The following is a 19,607-nucleotide window of genomic DNA, read 5'->3' on the forward strand; positions in this document are numbered from 1 at the left end:
TTTCGTCCTCGAAATCGCCTTCGCCGGCAAGCCGGCTCCTACAGAGATAGGTGTCTTAGAGAAGTTTGTGTTCCATCGCGTATTTCACCAGCTCCGCCAGTGAGGTGATGTTGAGTTTCTGCATCAACCGCGCCTTGTGGGTGCTGATGGTTTTGCTGCTCAATGCCAGTTGCTGGGCGATGTCGTTGACGTTGGCGCCCTGGGCCAGGCGTTCGAACACGGAAAACTCACGTTCCGAGAGCAATGAGTGCAACGGCCGCGAATCGGTCAGGCCGACTTCGAAGACCATCCGGTCGGCCAGGTCCGGGTCGATGTAGCGCCCTCCCGCGGCTACCCGGCGGATGGCTGTCAGCAACAGGGCCGGATCACTGTCCTTGGTGGCATAGCCCGCCGCACCAACCTTCAAGGCCCGCGCGGCCATCTGCGCCTCGTCGTGCATCGACAACACCAGGATCACCGGCGGATTGTTCAAGGCACGAATCCGCGGAATTGCCTCGAGGCCGTTGATCCCCGGCATGGAGATATCCAGCAGCACCACTTCGCAGGGCACGTGCCGCAAGGTCTCGAGCAACTGTTCGCCATTGCTCGCCTCCCCCACCACAAGCAAGTCCTTGGCCAGGCCGATCAATTGCTTGATGCCTTCACGCACGATGGTGTGGTCTTCGGCTACCAGTACACGGATCACTTACCTCTCCTCATCCAGGGGTACTCGCACGATCAGGGTCGTGCCCTCACCCGGCTCACTCTCAAGGGACAGCTGCCCGCCCATGATCAACACCCGCTCGCGCATGCCCACCACCCCAAAGGATGTCGGCCTGCCGCTCGAGGCGACAAATCCTACGCCATCATCGCTGACGGTCAGGCACAGGTCGTCACCCTCAATCGCCAAAGTCAGTTCGACAGTATGCGCCTGGGCGTGACGCATGACATTGGTCAAGGCCTCCTGAAGGATACGAAACAGGCCGATGGCCTTGGCATCACTGAGCACCGGCAAGTTTTCCGGCACCTGTACCAGACACGGAATCTGCGTACGCGCCTCGAAGCGACGTGCCTGCCACTCGATGGCCGAAGCAATCCCGGCGTCCAGAATCGGCGGTCGCAAAGCCGTCGCTACATCGCGTACCAGCTGGAACAGTTGGGCGATCAAACGCTTCATGCTGTTCAACCGCTCGTTCAACCCGGGATCGAGTTGTGCATAAGCCAGCTCGCACATGGACGTTTCCAGCTTGAGCACCGTCAACATCTGGCCCAGTTCATCGTGGACTTCCCGGGCAATACGGGCCTTTTCCTCTTCGCGCACGCTCTCCAGGTGCGCGGACAATTCCCGCAATTGCCCACGGGAGCTGGCCAGTTCCAGCTCGATGCGCTTGCTCTCGCTGATGTCCCAGACAATCCCATCCCAGACGTAGGCGCCATCCTCGAGTTGCCGGGTGATCGCCTTGATTTCAGCCCAACGCTGCTCGCCCTGTCGCGTCAGGATTCGCCCTTGCCAGGACCAGTCGCTGTCGGTGTCCAGCGCATGATCCTGGGTCTGGTGATAGCTCGCCTTGTCGTCCGGATGCACCAGGCTGCGCAGGCCTTTGTCACGATGGGCCAGGGTGGCCGGCGAGTAACCCACCAGGCTCTCGCTGCCTTCACTGATGTAGGCAAAGTCGATCTGGCCCGTCACCGGCGCCCGCTCCAGGCGAAAGACCAGGCCAGGCACATTCGCCGCGATCCCTTGCAAGCGCGCTTCACTTTCCTGCAGCGCCGCCAAGGCGCGACGCCTTTCGGTGACATCGGTCAGGTAGACCACCAGGTACTCGCCATCGCGAAAGCGCAGGAAGCTCAATGAGACATCCGCCGGCAGCACGCTGCCATCGGCCCTCAGGCAATGGGTTTCGAAACTTTGCGGCGCGTCGTCGCTGGCCCTGGCGCGCTTCCACAGGTTCAACCAGCGATCCATGTGCAGGCCGGGTTCGAACTCGATCAATGGCCGCTCGATGATCCCACCAGGCGGATAGCCCAGCATGGTTTCGGCGGCGCGGTTGGCGTAGCGCACGTGACTGTCCCAGTTCACCCACATAATGCCGACGGTACTCTGGTCGATGGAAAACTGCGTGAGGCGCAGGGCTTCTTCGCTGGCGGCGCGCAGGGCAATGTCAGCCTGCGCCGCCGCCAGGCGTTGCTCCAGGCTGTGCTGCTGGCGCCGTTGCCAGAACACGATGGCCATGGCGCTGAGCGCCACTACCAGCATCAGCAGGCAGAGGTTTTGCCAGAACCCCGGGGATTCGCTGAGCCGAGGATACTTGGGTTGCAGCCATTGGTTGTGCAGCGCCTCCAGATCCTTGGCCGGGATCGCCCGCAGCGCGCTTTCGACAATACCGGCCAACTCTGGCAGGTCGCGCCGCGTGGCCACCCGCAGCAGCTGTGGCAAGCCGATATCCCCGACCACCACCAACCCGGCGAACTCCGGCTCGACGGACAGGCGCCCCAATTGCGCCTCGTCGACCACCGCGTAGGCCGCTTGCTGGCTCAGCAACAGCTGCAACGCCTGGCGTTCGACCGGCACCCCCTGCAGGTTCAAATGCGGGTAGTTGCCGCGCAGGTAATCGGCGGTGGCACTGGGCATGCGTACGGCGACGCGGGTTTGGCTGTCGAGTTTCTCCAGTTCCACCGCACCGGTGCTTTTCTGGTCGCTGACCACCAGTTGCGGCACCCGCATGTACGGATCGGAAAACTGCCAGAGGCGCAGACCGCCCGGGGTCTGGGTCAACCCCGGGGCGATGTCGATTTCGCCTGCGCGGGCGGCCGCTTCCAGTTGCTCCAGGTCAGGAAAGTTGCGCCAGCTCAGTTCCACCTTGAGCGACTTGGCGAGCCACTTCATCAGCTCGACATTGACCCCGGACAAGCGCTGCAAGCGGCGGTCGTACTGGGCGTAGGGCGCTTGCAACACCAACCCCACCCGCAGATCGCCCTGCTGCGCCAGCCATTGCTGCTGGCCTGCCGACAACGGCGCGACATGCGCCGGTGGCGCGGCGGCCGCCCAGCCCATCAAGGGCAACCACAAACAGCCGATAACCCACAGGCAGCGAAAAAGCATCATCGATCTCTCACACACTGACAAATACTGACCAACCCATTAGGCTGCCGGGATAACTTCTGGCCTGGAATATCCGATGCTCCCTGTCTACCGCCTGGCACTGCCAGCATTGTGCCTGTCGCTGATCCTGCCATGGGCTTTTTCCGCGGCAGCTGCCGCAGAGGCAAAACCCGCCGAAGAAAAACCACTCGAACGCCAACCATTGCCTGAGCGTAGTCAGGAAGAAGCCGCTGCACTCGAGCGAAAAATTCCGCTTCAAGAACAGCAACAACTGCAAGCGGGCAGCGATACATTCCTGGCCCTGTGGAAGCCGGCCAACTCCGCTGACCCCAAAGGCGCGGTGATTATCATCCCTGGCGCAGGCGAAACCGTTGACTGGCCGCAAGCAATCGGTCCGCTGCGTCGCCAATTGCCGGATGCGCAATGGAGCAGCCTGAGTATCACCCTGCCAGATTTGCAAAGTGATGCCATTGCGCCACGCGTGATGGAAGCCGCTCCAGCCCCCAAGGCCCCGGACGTCGGCAGCAAAGACTCGACCACCGCGGCCCCGATTGAACAGGCGGCGGGCGGCGAAGCCGAGGTGGCGGACAAGGCCGTCGCCGAAACCGCCGACGAGCAAAGCAAGGCTGACGCCGAGCGAATCTTCGCCCGAATCGACGCGGCCATCGCTTTTGCCGAACAGCAAAGCGTCCGCAGCATCGTCTTGCTGGGGCATGGCACGGGTGCCTATTGGGCCGCGCGGTATCTGAGCGAGAAGCAGACGGCGCAAGTCGAGCGCTTCGCCATGGTCGCCGCGCAGACGCCGGTCAAAGTGACACCAGAACTGGACGAACTCGCGCCAACCCTAAAGCTGCCCACCGTCGACCTCTTCTACATGGACAAGCCGCTGGATCGCAACGCGGCGCTGGCTCGCTTGCAGGCTAGCAAGCGCGTGAAGACTTCGGCCTTCAGCCAGGTCTCGCTCAAGGCTTTGCCGGGCAATAACAAGGCACAACAGGAGCAATTGGTGCGTCGGGTGCGGGGCTGGTTGAATCCGCAAAATGCGGCGGACTGATTGACCGGGTCGCTGCTAGCGAAAATCCCGCCGCTGACGAATCAACGTATAGGCATTATGCAGCTCGCGCGTCTTGTCGGTGGCCTCGCGAACCTGCGACGCGGTTGCACCACTGCCGGCAATCTTGTCCGGGTGATGGCGACTGAGCAGGCGTCGATAGGCACGCTTGATCTGGGCGGGCTCACTGGTCGCGGACACCCCCAGCAACCGCAAGGCGTCCTGATAGCTTGTAATGACACTGCTGACCGGCGGTCGATGCTGCGGCTCGTAATCGGTTGCCAGCCCCTTGACCTGTGGCGCGCTCCACCCCAGCCAACTGCCCCACTGGAACAGCAGTTCACGCTCGCGGGTACCGGCATGACCATCGGCCCAAACCATCCGCCAGCAAGCGCGCAAGACCCCTTCTGCGGCAAAAGGCTGAGACCTCAGCCGGAGCAGATGACCCCGCAACCGGTCACTGCCCGCCTTGCCCCTATTGAACGCGGCAATCGCCCGTCGCTGTGCCGATTCGGACATTTCCAGGGCACGCATCTCCGCGCGGGCCTGCTGGATATGCCCCTCCACTACCCTTCCATCACACTTGGCCAGGCGCCCCAGTAATACAAACAGCAACTCGTCGTTGCGCAGGACCGGTCGCCCCCCGAGCTTTTCCCGCAGATGCGCCCAACTTTGCAGGGCCAGGTGCCTGTCCAGCACCTGCCCCATCAAGGCCCCAAGCATGGCCCCGGGAATACTGGCGATGGCAAAGCCCGCTCCGGCTCCGATCAGAGTCCCTGGCCACAGCATGTCAGCGGCTCGCTTCGATCAGGGATTCAGCTTCCGCCAGGCGCTCGTGGGTGCCGACATCGACCCAAAGACCTTTCAGACGTTCGCCGGTCACTTGCCCTTCAGCCATGGCCTTGCGCAACAATGGCGCAAGCTTGAACGCCCCTGCCGAGCAGCCATCGAACAGCTGTGGATGCAGCACGGCGATACCGCTGTAGGTCAGGGTGGCGGCGTCCGGCTGACCGTCCCGGACCTGGTCACCGGTCAGGCTGAAGTCGCCGGCGAGGTGATGGGGTGGGTTGTCGGCCAGCACCAGGTGCGCCAGCCCGGCGATGGGTTGATGCAGCACGCTGAAGTCATAGTCGGTCCAGATATCCCCGTTGACGACAAGGAAAGCCTCGTCACCCAACAACGGCAACGCGCGGAAGATTCCGCCACCGGTTTCCAGGGGTTCGCCTTCGGCGGAGTAGCGAATGCTGACACCGTAGCGCGATCCATCGCCGAGATAGTCTTCGATCTGCTGACCGAGCCAGGCATGATTGATCACAATCTCGGTAAACCCGGCAGCGGCCAACGCTCGCAGGTGGTACTCGATCAGCGGCACGCCACCGGCGCGGACCAGCGGCTTGGGCGTGGTCAGGGTCAAGGGACGCATGCGCTCGCCCTTGCCTGCCGCCAGAATCATTGCCTTCATGCCGGCACTCCAGCACGCAGGCTGGCCAGCAGAACATCCAGTTCAGCCAGCTCAGGACGCCGCGCGATCACTGCATCTATATAAGCAAAGAAGCGTGGCACATCAGCCAGGTAACGCGGCTTGCCATCCCGGTGGCAAATGCGCGCGAAGATACCGATCACTTTCAGGTGACGCTGCACCCCCATCAGGTCGCTGGCGCGCAAAAAGTCTTCAAAGTCAGGCTGCACCGGAATATCCAGCGCAGCCGCTTGCTGCCAGTAATTTTCCAGCCAGCCGCGCACGCGCTCCTCGGGCCAACTGAGGAAGGCATCCTTGAACAGGCAGGTCACGTCGTAGGTGACAGGACCGTAGACGGCGTCCTGAAAGTCCAGCACACCGGGATTGGGTTCGCTGAGCATCAGGTTGCGCGGCATGTAGTCGCGGTGCACCAGGACTTTCGGCTGGGCCAATGCACTGTCGATCAACAGATCGCTGACCTGCTGCCAGAGCACTTGCTGCGCCGCATCGAACTCGATGCCCAACTCATGCTTGACGTACCACTCGGGGAACAACTCCAGCTCGCGGCGCAACAACGCCACGTCGTAACTCGGCAATGGCGCAACCATCGGCAACTGCTGGAACGCCAGGAGCGCTTGCAGGGCATCCTTGAACAAATCGTCGGCGTTTTCGCTGTCGATCACATCCAGGTACGTCTTCGTGCCCAGGTCATTGAGCAAAAGAAATCCGCGTTCAAGGTCTTCGGCGTAGATTTTCGGCACATTTATTCCGGATTTCGCCAGCAGAAAAGCGATATCCACGAAAGGCTTGCAGTTTTCCTGGGGCGGTGGCGCATCCATCACGATCAGGCTTCTGCCTGCGCCTTCCCAACGGAAATAGCGCCGAAAACTCGCGTCGCTGCTGGCCGCAGTCAACGTGGCCGGGGGGACGGCACCCCATCCCTGTTGCGCAAAAAGGATTGCCAGCTGTTCATCGAGCCAAACTTTCAGGTGTTGCAAACGTAGATCTTGGTCAGGCATTGCAAGGGTCTCCGACGGCGCTAGCCGTCAAGCGGGTCATGCTTTATTATCCAGCATCTTTTTCAGACCATCGAGAGGCGTGCGGCCCACACCGCGGGCAGATGGCACGCAGGAAGCCCGGACTATTAAGATGGCATTGAAATCCCCCGCGTTTCGTAAAAAATTTCCGTTGTTGATGACCGGCAGTTTGCTGGCTCTGCAACCCTTGGCCACCCCTTTCGTGGTCGCCGCGGAACAGTATGACTGCTCGGCCTCCGCTTCGGGAGCCTGGAGTTGTGCGCCAAAATCGCCGGCGGCTGCATTGCCACCTCGTCCGGTCCACGACGGCAGCGCAGTCAGCGCCACCGGCGAGACACCCGCCGAAACGGGTACCAGCGAAGACACGGGGGCCAAACCTGCACTGGTCACCGAATCCAAAGGCCGTGGCCTGAAGTCGCGTAGCGCAGACTACAGCCACCTCGACTGGGTTCCGCGCGAGCAGCTCACTGCAGCACAATTGGCCGAAACCGGTCCTTATTGCTCTGGTTCCTATATCGAACCGACTCGTCCTGGCATGAATGACAAGACGAATAAAAGTGACGCCCCAACCTTTATCGGCGCCAAAGCCTCCCGCTACAAGCAGGATGAGCAAGTCGCCACCCTGGCCGGTGACGTGGTCATGCGCCAGGGCAGCATGCAGGTCGAGGCCGACGAAGCCAACCTTTACCAGGCTGAGAGCCGCGGTGAGCTGAGCGGCAACGTGCGCATTCGCGACAACGGCGCACTGATCGTGGGCGACCACGCGGATGTGCAACTCGATACCGGTGAAGCCAAGGTCGACAACGCCGAATACGTGATGCACAAGTCGCGTATCCGCGGTAACGCGCTGTACGCCAAGCGTGCCGAGAACGCGATCATCCGCCTCAAGGATGGTACGTACACCACGTGCGAGCCGAACAGCAACGCCTGGCAGCTCAAGGGCAACAACATCACCCTGAACCCGGCCACCGGCTTCGGTACCGCGACCAACGTGACACTGCGGGTCAAGGACATTCCGGTCCTGTACACGCCGTATATCTACTTCCCGATCGACGACCGTCGTCAATCCGGCTTCCTGCCGCCGACCATCGGCACAGGCACCGATACCGGCTTCCTGCTGGTCACGCCGTATTACTTCAACCTGGCACCGAACTACGATGCCACGTTGTACCCGCGCTACATGAGCGATCGCGGCCTGTTGATGGAAGGCGAATTCCGCTACCTGACCAAGTCCAGCGAAGGTCAGTTCGGCGCCGCATACCTCAATGACGAGAACGACGATCGCAAGCTGCAGACCGATTACGAAAAAACCCGCTACATGTACAACTGGCAGCACAAGGGTGGTCTTGATTCGCGTGTGCTGACAGAAGTCGACTACACCAAGATCAGCGATCCTTATTACTTCCAGGATCTGCAGACTGACCAGATCGGTGTGAAAAGCGCCGACTACGTGAACCAGCAAGGTGTCGTCAGCTACCGTGGCGACAGCTACACCGCTCGCGTGAATGCCCAGGCTTATCAACTGGCGACCGTGTCGAACATCACGCCGTACGACCGCTTGCCGCAGATCACCTTCAACGGTGCGCTGCCGGATCGTCCAGGCGGCCTGAATTTCACCTATGACACCGAGCTCGTACGGTTTGACCGGGACTTGAAGAACGGCAACTTCACCGATGAAGATGGCAACGTAGAGCCGCGCCTCGACACCAACGTTCAGGGTCTGGCCCGCGCCAATGGCGATCGCCTCAACCTTGCGCCAGCGGTCAGCTATCCGATGGAGGCAAGCTATGGCTTCCTCACGCCAAAACTCAAGTACCAGTACACGCAATACCAACTGGATCTCGACAGCATCGGCAAAAGCCAGGTTGCCGCGCAGACTGCAGAACAGGACCGCCTCAACGGCACGTTCGACAGCAACCAGAACCGTGGCGTGCCAATCGCCAGCATCGACAGCGGCCTGTATTTCGATCGCAAGACCAACTGGTTCGGCAAAGACTATAACCAGACCCTTGAGCCACGCCTGTTCTACCTCTACGTACCCGAGAAGGACCAGGAAGACATTCCGGTATTCGACACCAGCGAATACACCTTCAGCTATGGGTCGCTGTTTCGCGACAACCGCTTCTCTGGCTCTGACCGTGTCGGCGACGAGAACAAACTGTCCCTGGGCGTGACCAGTCGCTGGATCGAAGAAAACGGCTTCGAGCGCCAACGCATCAGCGTCGGCCAGGCTTTATACTTCAAGGATCGCGAAGTCCAATTGCCGGGTATCGATGCAAAAACCCGCGAAGACGCGCACTCTGACGTTTCTCCTTATGCGCTGGAGTACGAATACCGCTGGAACCGCGACTGGCGCACTACTGCCGATTACAACTGGGACCCGGACAGCCGCAGCCCTCGTTCGGGCAGCGCGATGTTCCACTACCAGCCTGAAGACAACCCGAACAAGGTCATCAACGCCGGCTATCGCTATCGCAATGACCAGGTTCGTTATGACCAGAACTCCGGTACGTGGCAGGTCGGCGGTGGTGACTATGGCACCCCGGGCACTCCTGGCTACGTGAAGGACTACTACAAGATCGAACAGCACGACTTCTCGGTGATCTGGCCGGTCGTGCCGCAATGGAACGTCATCAGCCGCTGGCAGTACGACTACAACCGCAACCGTACCCTGGAAGCCTTTGGTGGCTTCGAGTACGACAACTGCTGCTGGAAACTGCGCCTGATCAACCGTTACTGGGTCGATTATGACGAAACCAGTCAAGACGCTCCGGAAAACGAAAAAGGCGACCATGGCGTCTTCCTCCAAATTGTTCTGAAGGGACTCGGCGGCCTCACTGGCTCCAAAGTAGAGAGTTTCCTCGACAAAGGCATCCAAGGTTATCGTGAACGTGAAGACCAAGCTTTCTGATTGTCTGCGCCCGCTTTTGCTGGGCGCGCTGTTCCTGGGTACCGCGGCCAACGCCGCGGTACAGTCCATCGATAAAGTGGTGGCCATTGTCGACAACGACGTGGTCATGCAGAGCCAACTGGACCAACGGGTCCACGAAGTCCAGCAAACCATCGCCAAGCGCGGCTCCGCCGTGCCACCGGCCAGCGTACTGGAGCAACAGGTGCTTGAGCGCCTGATCGTCGAGAACCTGCAACTGCAGATCGGCGAACGTTCCGGCATCCGTATTACCGATGAAGAACTGAACCAGGCTGTCGGCACCATTGCCCAGCGCAATAACATGTCGATCGAGCAATTCCGCGCTGCCCTGACTCATGACGGTCTGTCCTACGATGACGCGCGTGACCAGATCCGACGTGAAATGGTCATCAGCCGTGTGCGCCAGCGCCGGGTGGCCGAGCGAATCCAGGTGTCCGAGCAGGAAGTGAAGAACTTCCTCGCTTCAGACCTGGGCAAAATGCAGCTGTCCCAAGAGTTCCGCCTGTCCAACATCATGATTGCCACGCCGGAAAGCGCCAATTCCGAGGCCATTCAGGCTGCAGCCAAACAGGCTGACGCGGTGTACCAGCAGCTCAAGCAAGGCGCTGACTTCGCTCAATTGGCCCTCGCCAAATCCGCCAGCGAAACCGCACTGGAAGGCGGCGACATGGGCTGGCGTAAAGCCGCACAGTTGCCACCTCCGTTCGATCAGCTGCTGAGCACCATGGCGGTTGGCGACATCACTCAGCCAATGCGCACGCCAGGTGGCTTCATCATCCTGAAGATCACCGGCAAACGTGGTGGTGAAGCCCAGGTACGCGACGAAGTGCATGTCCGCCACATCCTGGTCAAACCAAGCCCGATTCGTGACGAAGCTAAAACCAAGGCCTTGGCCGAGTCGCTCTACAGCCGCATCGAATCGGGTGAAGACTTCGGCGAACTGGCGAAAAGCTACTCGGAAGATCCGGGTTCCGCGCTCAATGGCGGCGACTTGAACTGGATCGACCCGAGCGTACTGGTTCCAGAGTTCCGCGAAGTGATGGCCAAGACCCCGCAAGGTCAGCTGTCCAAGCCGTTCCAGACTCAATACGGCTGGCACGTCCTGGAAGTCCTTGGCCGTCGCGCCACAGACAGCACCAACCAGGCTCGCGAGCAACAAGCGATGACCGTACTGCGTAACCGCAAATACGATGAAGAGCTGCAAACCTGGCTGCGTCAGATCCGTGACGAAGCGTACGTGGAAATCAAACTCCCTGGCGCCGACCAGGCAGCGCAGTGAAACCCCAACGTTTCGCGCTGACACCCGGCGAACCAGCCGGCATAGGTCCCGACCTGTGCCTGCTGCTCGCCTCGCACGCCCAGCCACACCCCCTGATTGCCATCACCAGCCGCGACCTGCTCCTTGAGCGGGCCGCGCAGCTGGGTGTGGCTGTCGATGTGCTGCCCGTCACGCCGAACAACTGGCCGGATGCTCCCGCTCCCGCCAACAGCCTGTATGTCTGGGATACACCGCTCAACGCCAAGGTCGTCGCCGGGCAACTGGACAAGGCCAACGCCGCTTTCGTCCTGGAAACCCTGACCCGAGCGGGCCAAGGCTGCCTGGATGGGCATTTTGCCGGCATGATCACCGCCCCGGTGCACAAAGGCGTGATCAATGAATCCGGTATCGCCTTTTCCGGGCACACGGAATTCCTCGCTGACCTGACCCATACCGCGCAAGTGGTGATGATGCTCGCCACTCGCGGGCTGCGCGTGGCGCTGGTCACTACTCACCTGCCTCTGCGCGAGATTGCCGATGCGATCACACCTGAGCGGCTGGAGCGGGTCACGCGAATCCTGCACACCGACCTGCAACAAAAATTCGGCATTGCCCGGCCACGAATCCTGGTGTGCGGGCTCAACCCCCATGCCGGTGAAGGCGGACATCTGGGCCATGAAGAAATCGATATCATCGAACCCACGTTAGAGCGCTTGCGCGGCGAAGGCATGGACCTGCGCGGCCCCTTGCCCGCCGACACTCTGTTTACCCCCAAATATCTGGAGCACTGCGATGCAGTGCTGGCGATGTACCACGACCAGGGCCTGCCTGTGCTGAAATACAAAGGCTTCGGCGCAGCAGTCAATGTGACCCTCGGCTTGCCGATCATCCGCACATCGGTCGACCACGGCACCGCCCTGGACCTGGCCGGCAGCGGCAAGATCGACACCGGCAGCCTGCAAGTCGCCCTGGAAACCGCCTACCAGATGGCCGAGACCCGTTTATGACCGAGCAATACCAACACAAGGCGCGCAAGCGCTTTGGCCAGAACTTCCTGCACGATGCTGGCGTTATCGACCGCATCCTGCGCTCCATTCATGCCAAGGCCGAAGACCGTCTCCTGGAAATCGGCCCTGGCCAGGGCGCATTGACCCAAGGCCTGCTCAGCAGCGGCGCCCAGCTCGACGTGGTGGAACTGGACAAGGACCTGATCCCGATCCTCAACCAGCAATTCGCCGGCAAGAGCAACTTCAACCTGCATCAGGGTGATGCGTTGAAGTTCGATTTCACCAGCCTGAATGCCGCACCTGGCAGCCTGCGCGTGGTCGGTAACCTGCCCTACAACATCTCCACGCCGCTGATTTTCCACCTGCTGCACAACGCGCACCTGATTCGCGACATGCACTTCATGCTGCAAAAGGAAGTGGTCGAGCGCCTGGCGGCAGGGCCTGGTGGCGGTGACTGGGGCCGGCTGTCGATCATGGTCCAGTACCACTGCCGGGTCGAACACCTGTTCAACGTAGGGCCTGGTGCGTTCAATCCGCCACCCAAAGTCGACTCGGCCATCGTGCGCCTGGTGCCCCACGCGGTGCTGCCGCACCCGGCCAAGGACCACCGTTTGCTGGAGCGTGTCGTGCGCGAGGCATTCAACCAGCGCCGCAAAACCCTGCGCAACACACTCAAGCTGTTGCTGAGCAACGCCGAAATCGAAGCCGCTGGCGTCGATGGCAGCTTGCGGCCCGAACAGCTCGATCTGGCGGCCTTCGTACGCCTTGCCGATAAGCTAAGCGAACAAGTCCTACAGAAAGCCGCGGACGTCTGACAGAACTGAAGCGTTATCGGGTAGGACACCAGCGTTTATGTCTGGTTTACTATCCGATACCTGGCCTAGACTGATCATCAGTCATGCCCCGCGTTCCGCTTCGTTTTTAAGGCCCTTTGCATGTCCGATCCTCGTTATCAGGTCGACGTCAGCGTCGTCACCCGCTATCTGGCAGAACAGTCGCAACCCGAGCAAGAGCGTTTTGCCTTCGCGTATACCATCACCGTGCAAAATAACGGCTCGCTAGCGGCCAAACTGTTGTCTCGGCATTGGGTCATCACCGATGGCGACGGGCATGTCGAGGAAGTTCGCGGTGCGGGCGTGGTTGGCCAGCAACCGCTGATCGAGCCGGGCGAAAGCCATACCTACAGCAGCGGCACCGTCATGACATCCAAGGTCGGTACCATGCAGGGTACCTACGAGATGCGCGCCGATGACGGCAAACATTTCGATGCCATCATCGCCCCGTTCCGCCTGGCGGTGCCCGGAGCCTTGCACTGATGGCAACCTATGCCGTTGGCGACCTGCAAGGCTGCCTCGACGCATTGCAATGCCTGCTCAAGAAGGTCGCCTTCGACCCGGCAAGCGATCGCCTGTGGCTGGTGGGCGACCTGGTCAACCGCGGTCCGCAGTCGCTGGAAACCTTGCGCTTCCTCTATAGCATCCGCGAATCGCTGGTGTGCGTGCTCGGTAACCATGACCTGCACTTGCTGGCGGCCGGGAAGAACATCGAGCGCCTGAAGAAAGCCGACACCCTTCGCGAGATTATCGAAGCCCCGGACAGCGCCGAGTTGATGGAATGGCTGCGCCAGCAAAAACTCATGCACTACGACGAACAGCGCAACGTTGCGATGGTGCATGCCGGCATTCCACCGCAATGGTCGCTGCGCAAAGCGCTGAAATACGCTGCCGAAGTCGAGACCGCCCTGCGCGACGACAACCTGCTGCCACCCTACCTCGATGGCATGTACGGGAACGATCCGGCGAAATGGGACAGCGACCTCAAGGGCGTGACGCGCCTACGGGTGATTACCAACTATTTCACGCGCATGCGCTTTTGTACGGCCGAGGGCAAGCTTGACCTCAAGAGCAAGGAAGGCCTCGACACGGCACCGGCAGGCTACAAACCGTGGTTCCAGCACAAGGAGCGCAAGACCAGGGACCTGAAGATCATCTTCGGCCACTGGGCAGCGCTGGAAGGCAAGGTCCAGGAGCCGAACATCTCGGCCCTCGACACCGGCTGCGTCTGGGGCGGTGCCCTGACCCTGATGAATGTCGACACGGGCGAACGCCTGTCCTGCAAATGCGACGAACATGGCCATGCCGCCGCGCCGCCAGTCGCTCCACAGATTTCCGAACCATCGTCAGCCAGCGCCCCGCGCTAGACTGCGCTTTCAGCCGAGCCACAGGAGCCCGCCATGAGCGAATTCAAACGTATCCCCCCGGAACAGGCCCAGGCCCTGCGCGAACAAGGCGCAGTGGTGGTCGACGTCCGCGATCCCGCGACCTTTGCCGCCCTGCACATCAGCGGCTCCAGGCACCTGGACAACCACTCCCTGCACGCCTTCATCCAGGGCGCCGACCTGGACGCGCCAACCGTGGTGGTCTGCTATCACGGCAACTCCAGCCAGGGCGCCGCTGCCTACCTGATCAGCCAGGGTTTCTCCGACGTCTACAGCATGGATGGCGGTTTTGAGCTGTGGCGTACGACTTACCCTACGGAAACGGCGCAAGGCACCAGCGAATAATTTTTTTGTCATGTGCAAGCCCCAGCCACCGCGGGCTTGCGCGGTGGCAGACGAACGGTCAGCCACAACTAATTACGTATCTCGCCTTTACCTCCCGAATTCCCAACTATCCTTAAGCGCAGGCCATCCAAAACAGGGGAGAGCCGGTACACCGGCGCACGGGTCATCGGGAGTAGCTTTCGGGGTAGTCAGCTCCGAAAGAGTTCTGGGGGGTAAACAGCAACTGCCTGTTCGGTTGCTGCCAGCATCGACTGAGTGATCCGGCGTCGGCTCCACGTATCGAGCGAGGTGACGTCATGAGTATCTTTAGCCACTTCCAACAACGTTTCGAGTCCACACGCCAGGAAGAACTCTCGCTGCAAGAGTATCTGGAGTTGTGCAAAAAGGACCGTAGCGCCTACGTTTCCGCCGCCGAGCGTCTTTTGCTGGCCATCGGCGAACCGGAACTCCTCGACACCTCGACCAACTCGAGGCTGTCGCGAATCTTCTCCAACAAGGTGATCCGCCGCTATCCGGCCTTTGAAGACTTCCACGGGATGGAAGAATGCATCGACCAGATCGTGTCGTATTTCCGCCATGCCGCCCAAGGCCTGGAAGAGAAGAAACAGATCCTTTATCTGCTCGGCCCCGTTGGCGGTGGTAAATCGTCCCTGGCCGAAAAACTCAAGCAACTGATGGAAAGAGTGCCCTTCTACGCGATCAAGGGCTCGCCGGTATTCGAATCGCCCCTGGGTCTGTTCAACGCCACTGAAGATGGCGCGATCCTCGAGGAAGATTTCGGCATCCCGCGACGCTACCTCAACACCATCATGTCGCCATGGGCCACCAAACGCCTGGCCGAATTCGGCGGCGACATCAGCCAGTTCCGCGTGGTCAAACTCTACCCGTCGATCCTCAACCAGATCGCCGTGGCCAAAACCGAGCCGGGCGATGAAAACAACCAGGACATCTCGGCACTGGTGGGCAAGGTCGATATCCGCAAACTGGAAGAATTCCCACAGAACGACGCCGATGCCTACAGCTATTCGGGCGCACTGTGCCGGGCCAACCAGGGCCTGATGGAATTCGTCGAAATGTTCAAGGCGCCGATCAAGGTCCTGCACCCATTGCTGACCGCGACCCAGGAAGGCAACTACAACAGTACAGAAGGTCTCGGTGCGATTCCGTTCACCGGGATCCTGCTGGCCCACTCCAACGAATCGGAATGGCACACCTTCCGCAACAACAAGAACAACGAGGCGTTCATCGACCGGATCTACATCGTCAAAGTGCCGTACTGCCTGCGGGTCAGTGACGAGGTGAAGATCTACGACAAGTTGCTGTTCAACAGCTCGCTGGCCAAAGCCCATTGCGCGCCCGACACTTTGAAAATGCTCGCCCAGTTCACTGTGCTTTCACGTCTGAAGGAACCGGAAAACTCCAACATCTACTCCAAGATGCGGGTGTACGACGGCGAAAACCTCAAGGACACCGATCCGAAGGCCAAGTCGATCCAGGAGTATCGCGACAACGCCGGTGTCGACGAAGGCATGAACGGCCTGTCGACCCGCTTCGCGTTCAAGATCCTGTCCAAGGTCTTCAACTTCGATCCTCACGAAATCGCCGCCAACCCGGTGCACCTGCTGTACGTGCTCGAGCAACAGATCGAGCAGGAACAGTTCCAGGCCGAAACCCGTGAACGCTACCTGCGCTTCCTCAAGGAGTACCTGGCACCGCGTTACATCGAATTCATCGGCAAGGAGATCCAGACCGCCTACCTCGAGTCCTACAGCGAGTACGGACAGAACATCTTCGATCGCTACGTGCTGTACGCAGACTTCTGGATCCAGGATCAGGAGTATCGCGACCCGGAAACCGGCGAAATCCTCAACCGTGTTGCGCTGAACGAAGAACTGGAGAAAATCGAAAAACCGGCCGGCATCAGCAATCCGAAGGATTTCCGCAACGAAATCGTCAACTTTGTGCTGCGCGCCCGTGCCAACAACAACGGCAAGAATCCGACCTGGCTCAGCTACGAAAAACTGCGGGTGGTCATCGAGAAGAAAATGTTCTCCAACACCGAGGACCTCCTGCCAGTCATCAGCTTCAACGCCAAGGCCAGCAAAGAGGACCAGCAGAAACACAACGACTTCGTCACTCGAATGGTCGAGCGCGGTTACACAGACAAACAGGTACGGCTGCTGTCCGAGTGGTACCTGAGGGTCAGAAAGTCCCAGTAAGGGAGCTGCAAGCGGCACGCGACACCGCCCCACCGAAAACGCGTTGTTGGCGTAAATGTGGCCATATGTCGCGCGCCGCTTGTTTCTGAAGCTTCTGTCTTGCAGCTTGAAGCTTATGACTCGAAGCTCCCCGGAGGGCCTATGAGCTATGTGATCGACCGACGTCTCAATGGCAAGAACAAGAGCACGGTGAACCGCCAGCGGTTTCTGCGGCGTTACCGTGATCACATCAAAAAGGCTGTCGAAGAGGCGGTCAGCCGGCGTTCCATTACCGATATGGAACACGGCGAGCAAATCAGCATCCCGGGGCGCGACATCGACGAACCGGTGCTTCACCACGGACGCGGCGGCAAACAGACCGTCGTGCACCCGGGCAACAAGGAATTCACCAGCGGCGAACACATTGCCCGGCCACCTGGGGGTGGCGGCGGCAGAGGACCTGGCAAGGCCGGCAACTCGGGCGAAGGGATGGACGAGTTCGTCTTCCAGATCACCCAGGAAGAATTCCTCGAGTTCATGTTCGAAGACCTTGAACTGCCGAACCTGGTCAAGCGCAACCTGACTGGCACCGACACCTTCAAGACCGTGCGCGCGGGGATCAGCAACGAGGGCAACCCCTCGCGGATCAACATCATCCGAACCCTGCGCTCAGCCCACGCACGGCGAATCGCCCTGTCCGGCAGCAGCCGGGCGAAACTGCGCGAAGCCAAAGAGGAACTGCTGCGACTCAAGCAGGAAGAACCGGACAACTTCGGCGATATCCAGGAACTTGAGGCAGAAATCGAAAAACTCAGCGCGCGTATTCACCGCGTACCCTTTCTCGACACCTTCGACCTCAAATACAACCTGCTGATCAAACAACCCAACCCCAGCTCGAAGGCGGTGATGTTCTGCCTCATGGACGTTTCCGGTTCGATGACCCAGGCGACCAAGGACATCGCCAAGCGCTTCTTCATCCTGCTGTACCTGTTTCTCAAGCGTAACTACGACAAGATCGACGTGGTGTTCATCCGCCACCACACCAGTGCCCGCGAAGTGGACGAGGAGGAGTTCTTCTACTCCCGAGAAACCGGCGGCACCATCGTGTCCAGCGCCTTGAAGTTGATGCAGGAAATCATGGCCGAGCGCTATCCGGCCAACGAGTGGAACATCTACGCTGCCCAGGCCTCCGACGGCGACAACTGGAACGACGATTCGCCTATTTGCCGCGACATCCTGATCAACCAGATCATGCCATTCGTGCAGTACTACACTTACGTTGAGATTACCCCACGGGAACATCAGGCCCTGTGGTTCGAGTACGAGCGCATCGCTGAAGCCTTTTCCGACACTTTTGCCCAGCAACAACTGGTCTCGGCCGGGGATATCTATCCGGTCTTCCGTGAACTCTTCCAGCGCAGGTTAGTGACATGACCGCCAAAGAGCAGAAGCGCCAACCCATATCCACCGGATCGGAATGGACGTTCGAGCTGATCCAGGCCTACGACCGTGAAATCAGTCGTATTGCAGCTCGCTACGCGCTCGATACGTACCCTAACCAGATCGAAGTGATCACCGCTGAACAGATGATGGACGCCTACGCCTCCGTCGGTATGCCGCTGGGGTATCACCACTGGTCCTACGGCAAACATTTTCTCAGCACCGAAAAGTCCTACACACGCGGTCAGATGGGGCTGGCCTACGAAATCGTGATCAACTCCGACCCGTGCATCGCCTACCTCATGGAGGAAAACACCATCTGCATGCAGGCGCTGGTGGTGGCGCATGCGTGCTACGGGCACAACAGCTTCTTCAAGGGCAATTACCTGTTCCGCACCTGGACCGATGCCAGCTCGATCATCGATTACCTGGTGTTCGCCAAGCAGTACATCATGCAGTGCGAAGAGCGCCATGGCATCGATGCGGTCGAAGACTTGCTCGACTCCTGCCACGCATTGATGAACTACGGTGTTGATCGCTACAAACGTCCCTACCCTATTTCTGCCGAGGAAGAACGACGCCGGCAAAAGGACCGGGAAGAACACCTGCAGAAGCAGATCAACGATCTGTGGCGCACCATTCCCAAAGGCGCAGACAAGTACAGCGACAAGGACAACGCGCGCTTCCCCGCCGAACCGCAGGAGAACATCCTGTACTTCATCGAAAAACATGCGCCGCTGCTGGAGCCCTGGCAGCGGGAAATCGTGCGGATCGTACGCAAGATCGCCCAGTATTTTTATCCTCAACGCCAGACCCAGGTCATGAACGAAGGCTGGGCCACATTCTGGCACTACACCCTGATGAACGACCTGTACGACGAAGGCCTGGTGACCGACGGCTTCATGATGGAGTTCCTGACGTCCCACACCAGCGTGGTCTTCCAGCCTGGCTTCGACAGCCCCTATTACAGCGGTATCAACCCCTACGCCCTGGGCTTTGCCATGTACCGCGACATACGGCGCATGTGCGAAGAACCTACTGAAGAGGATTACCGCTGGTTCCCGGACATTGCCGGCACCGACTGGCTGGCAGCCATCAAGTTCGCCATGAGCAGCTTCAAGGATGAGAGTTTCATCCTGCAGTACCTTTCACCCAAAGTGATCCGCGACCTCAAGCTGTTCAGCATTCTCGATGACGACCAGAAAGACGATCTACTGGTACCGGCCATTCATGACGAAGGCGGTTATCGCATCATCCGTGAAACCCTGGCCGCCCAATACAACCTGGGCAATCGCGAACCCAACGTGCAGATCTACAGCATCGACAGACGCGGCGACCGCTCTCTGACCCTGCGCCACCAGCAACACGACCGTAAACCGCTGGGAGAGTCCACCGAGGAAGTGCTCAAGCACCTGCATCGCCTCTGGGGCTTTGATATTCACCTGGAAACCCTGCAGGGTGACCAGATCATGAAAACCCACCATGTGCCACCGAGGGGCGAACACGCCGAAGGCGATTACGGCCGGCTGGACCTGGCTGTCATCCATTTGTGATGCCGTTTATGCCTCCGAACGCTCGAAGCA

General features: G+C 60.0%; 16 protein-coding genes. 11 read left to right on the top strand and 5 right to left on the bottom strand.

The window, feature by feature from the left end; genetic code table 11:
* Positions 1 to 55: 55 nt before the first annotated feature.
* Together NPS56_RS28345 and NPS56_RS28350 are read right to left on the bottom strand one after the other, a co-directional pair.
* Positions 56 to 685: a response regulator gene (locus tag NPS56_RS28345; protein WP_274077714.1), complete on the bottom strand. Its 630-nt coding sequence runs from the start codon at positions 683 to 685 to the stop codon at positions 56 to 58.
* Positions 686 to 3,085 (bottom strand): PAS domain-containing sensor histidine kinase, encoded by a 2,400-nt coding sequence (locus NPS56_RS28350; protein ID WP_274077715.1) that lies wholly within the window; start codon positions 3,083 to 3,085, stop codon positions 686 to 688. It abuts the gene before it with no gap.
* Between the two features lie 73 nt (positions 3,086 to 3,158).
* On the opposite strand from NPS56_RS28350, the gene NPS56_RS28355 reads away from it, so the two are divergent.
* Positions 3,159 to 4,136, top strand: a complete 978-nt coding sequence (locus NPS56_RS28355; RefSeq protein ID WP_274077716.1) for an alpha/beta hydrolase family protein — start codon at positions 3,159 to 3,161, stop codon at positions 4,134 to 4,136.
* 15 nt (positions 4,137 to 4,151) lie between these two features.
* Here the strand turns inward: NPS56_RS28355 and NPS56_RS28360 are convergent, their stop codons facing one another.
* The 3 genes from NPS56_RS28360 to NPS56_RS28370 are packed head-to-tail and all read right to left on the bottom strand — an operon-like array spanning position 4,152 to position 6,611.
* Positions 4,152 to 4,922 carry a DnaJ domain-containing protein gene (locus NPS56_RS28360; protein ID WP_274077717.1) on the bottom strand — a complete coding sequence of 257 codons (771 nt, stop codon included), beginning with the start codon at positions 4,920 to 4,922 and terminating at the stop codon, positions 4,152 to 4,154.
* 1 nt (position 4,923) lies between these two features.
* Positions 4,924 to 5,595, bottom strand: coding sequence for an N-acetylmuramate alpha-1-phosphate uridylyltransferase MurU (gene murU / locus NPS56_RS28365; protein ID WP_274077718.1), 672 nt, complete (start codon positions 5,593 to 5,595; stop codon positions 4,924 to 4,926).
* Positions 5,592 to 6,611 (bottom strand): aminoglycoside phosphotransferase family protein, encoded by a 1,020-nt coding sequence (locus NPS56_RS28370; protein ID WP_274077719.1) that lies wholly within the window; start codon positions 6,609 to 6,611, stop codon positions 5,592 to 5,594. Before NPS56_RS28370 ends, murU begins: the two co-directional genes overlap by 4 nt.
* 130 nt (positions 6,612 to 6,741) lie before the next feature.
* Between NPS56_RS28370 and NPS56_RS28375 the strand changes: the two genes are divergently transcribed.
* From NPS56_RS28375 to NPS56_RS28420, 10 genes are all read left to right on the top strand, one after another.
* Positions 6,742 to 9,540: an LPS-assembly protein LptD gene (locus tag NPS56_RS28375; RefSeq protein WP_274077720.1), complete on the top strand. Its 2,799-nt coding sequence runs from the start codon at positions 6,742 to 6,744 to the stop codon at positions 9,538 to 9,540.
* Positions 9,515 to 10,837 (top strand): peptidylprolyl isomerase SurA, encoded by a 1,323-nt coding sequence (gene surA, locus NPS56_RS28380; protein ID WP_274077721.1) that lies wholly within the window; start codon positions 9,515 to 9,517, stop codon positions 10,835 to 10,837. Before NPS56_RS28375 ends, surA begins: the two co-directional genes overlap by 26 nt.
* Positions 10,834 to 11,823, top strand: a complete 990-nt coding sequence (pdxA, locus tag NPS56_RS28385; protein ID WP_274077722.1) for a 4-hydroxythreonine-4-phosphate dehydrogenase PdxA — start codon at positions 10,834 to 10,836, stop codon at positions 11,821 to 11,823. Before surA ends, pdxA begins: the two co-directional genes overlap by 4 nt.
* Positions 11,820 to 12,638 (top strand): 16S rRNA (adenine(1518)-N(6)/adenine(1519)-N(6))-dimethyltransferase RsmA, encoded by an 819-nt coding sequence (gene rsmA, locus NPS56_RS28390; RefSeq protein WP_274077723.1) that lies wholly within the window; start codon positions 11,820 to 11,822, stop codon positions 12,636 to 12,638. The genes pdxA and rsmA overlap by 4 nt, the downstream gene beginning before the upstream one ends.
* Before the next feature lie 120 nt (positions 12,639 to 12,758).
* Positions 12,759 to 13,139, top strand: a complete 381-nt coding sequence (gene apaG, locus NPS56_RS28395) for a Co2+/Mg2+ efflux protein ApaG (RefSeq protein ID WP_274077724.1) — start codon at positions 12,759 to 12,761, stop codon at positions 13,137 to 13,139.
* Complete coding sequence (locus NPS56_RS28400; RefSeq protein WP_274077725.1) at positions 13,139 to 14,023, top strand: symmetrical bis(5'-nucleosyl)-tetraphosphatase; 885 nt, start codon at positions 13,139 to 13,141, stop codon at positions 14,021 to 14,023. The genes apaG and NPS56_RS28400 overlap by 1 nt, the downstream gene beginning before the upstream one ends.
* A gap of 33 nt (positions 14,024 to 14,056) precedes the next feature.
* A complete protein-coding gene (gene glpE, locus NPS56_RS28405; protein WP_274077726.1) occupies positions 14,057 to 14,386 on the top strand; it encodes a thiosulfate sulfurtransferase GlpE in 330 nt (109 codons plus the stop codon).
* 296 nt (positions 14,387 to 14,682) lie between these two features.
* Complete coding sequence (locus tag NPS56_RS28410) at positions 14,683 to 16,605, top strand: PrkA family serine protein kinase (protein WP_008061555.1); 1,923 nt, start codon at positions 14,683 to 14,685, stop codon at positions 16,603 to 16,605.
* Positions 16,606 to 16,746: 141 nt separating this feature from the next.
* Positions 16,747 to 18,018, top strand: coding sequence for a YeaH/YhbH family protein (locus NPS56_RS28415; protein ID WP_008061553.1), 1,272 nt, complete (start codon positions 16,747 to 16,749; stop codon positions 18,016 to 18,018).
* The gene (locus NPS56_RS28420; RefSeq protein WP_274077727.1) at positions 18,015 to 19,577 is read left to right on the top strand and encodes a SpoVR family protein; all 1,563 of its coding nucleotides are present in this window, start codon (positions 18,015 to 18,017) and stop codon (positions 19,575 to 19,577) included. The genes NPS56_RS28415 and NPS56_RS28420 overlap by 4 nt, the downstream gene beginning before the upstream one ends.
* Positions 19,578 to 19,607 lie beyond the last annotated feature (30 nt).

Origin of the sequence: Pseudomonas putida (genome assembly GCF_028682635.1) — a bacterium.
GTDB classification, from domain to species: Bacteria; Pseudomonadota; Gammaproteobacteria; order Pseudomonadales; family Pseudomonadaceae; genus Aquipseudomonas; species Aquipseudomonas putida_AE.

Bases quoted from the DNA above. Each gene is read 5' to 3' on its own strand.
- NPS56_RS28350 (WP_274077715.1), bottom strand. From the start codon at position 3,085: ATGATGCTTTTTCGCTGCCTGTGGGTTATCGGCTGTTTGTGGTTGCCC.
- NPS56_RS28355 (WP_274077716.1), top strand. From the start codon at position 3,159: ATGCTCCCTGTCTACCGCCTGGCACTGCCAGCATTGTGCCTGTCGCTG.
- NPS56_RS28360 (WP_274077717.1), bottom strand. From the start codon at position 4,922: ATGCTGTGGCCAGGGACTCTGATCGGAGCCGGAGCGGGCTTTGCCATC.
- murU (WP_274077718.1), bottom strand. From the start codon at position 5,595: ATGAAGGCAATGATTCTGGCGGCAGGCAAGGGCGAGCGCATGCGTCCC.
- NPS56_RS28370 (WP_274077719.1), bottom strand. From the start codon at position 6,611: ATGCCTGACCAAGATCTACGTTTGCAACACCTGAAAGTTTGGCTCGAT.
- NPS56_RS28375 (WP_274077720.1), top strand. From the start codon at position 6,742: ATGGCATTGAAATCCCCCGCGTTTCGTAAAAAATTTCCGTTGTTGATG.
- rsmA (WP_274077723.1), top strand. From the start codon at position 11,820: ATGACCGAGCAATACCAACACAAGGCGCGCAAGCGCTTTGGCCAGAAC.
- apaG (WP_274077724.1), top strand. From the start codon at position 12,759: ATGTCCGATCCTCGTTATCAGGTCGACGTCAGCGTCGTCACCCGCTAT.
- NPS56_RS28400 (WP_274077725.1), top strand. From the start codon at position 13,139: ATGGCAACCTATGCCGTTGGCGACCTGCAAGGCTGCCTCGACGCATTG.
- glpE (WP_274077726.1), top strand. From the start codon at position 14,057: ATGAGCGAATTCAAACGTATCCCCCCGGAACAGGCCCAGGCCCTGCGC.
- NPS56_RS28410 (WP_008061555.1), top strand. From the start codon at position 14,683: ATGAGTATCTTTAGCCACTTCCAACAACGTTTCGAGTCCACACGCCAG.
- NPS56_RS28415 (WP_008061553.1), top strand. From the start codon at position 16,747: ATGAGCTATGTGATCGACCGACGTCTCAATGGCAAGAACAAGAGCACG.
- NPS56_RS28420 (WP_274077727.1), top strand. From the start codon at position 18,015: ATGACCGCCAAAGAGCAGAAGCGCCAACCCATATCCACCGGATCGGAA.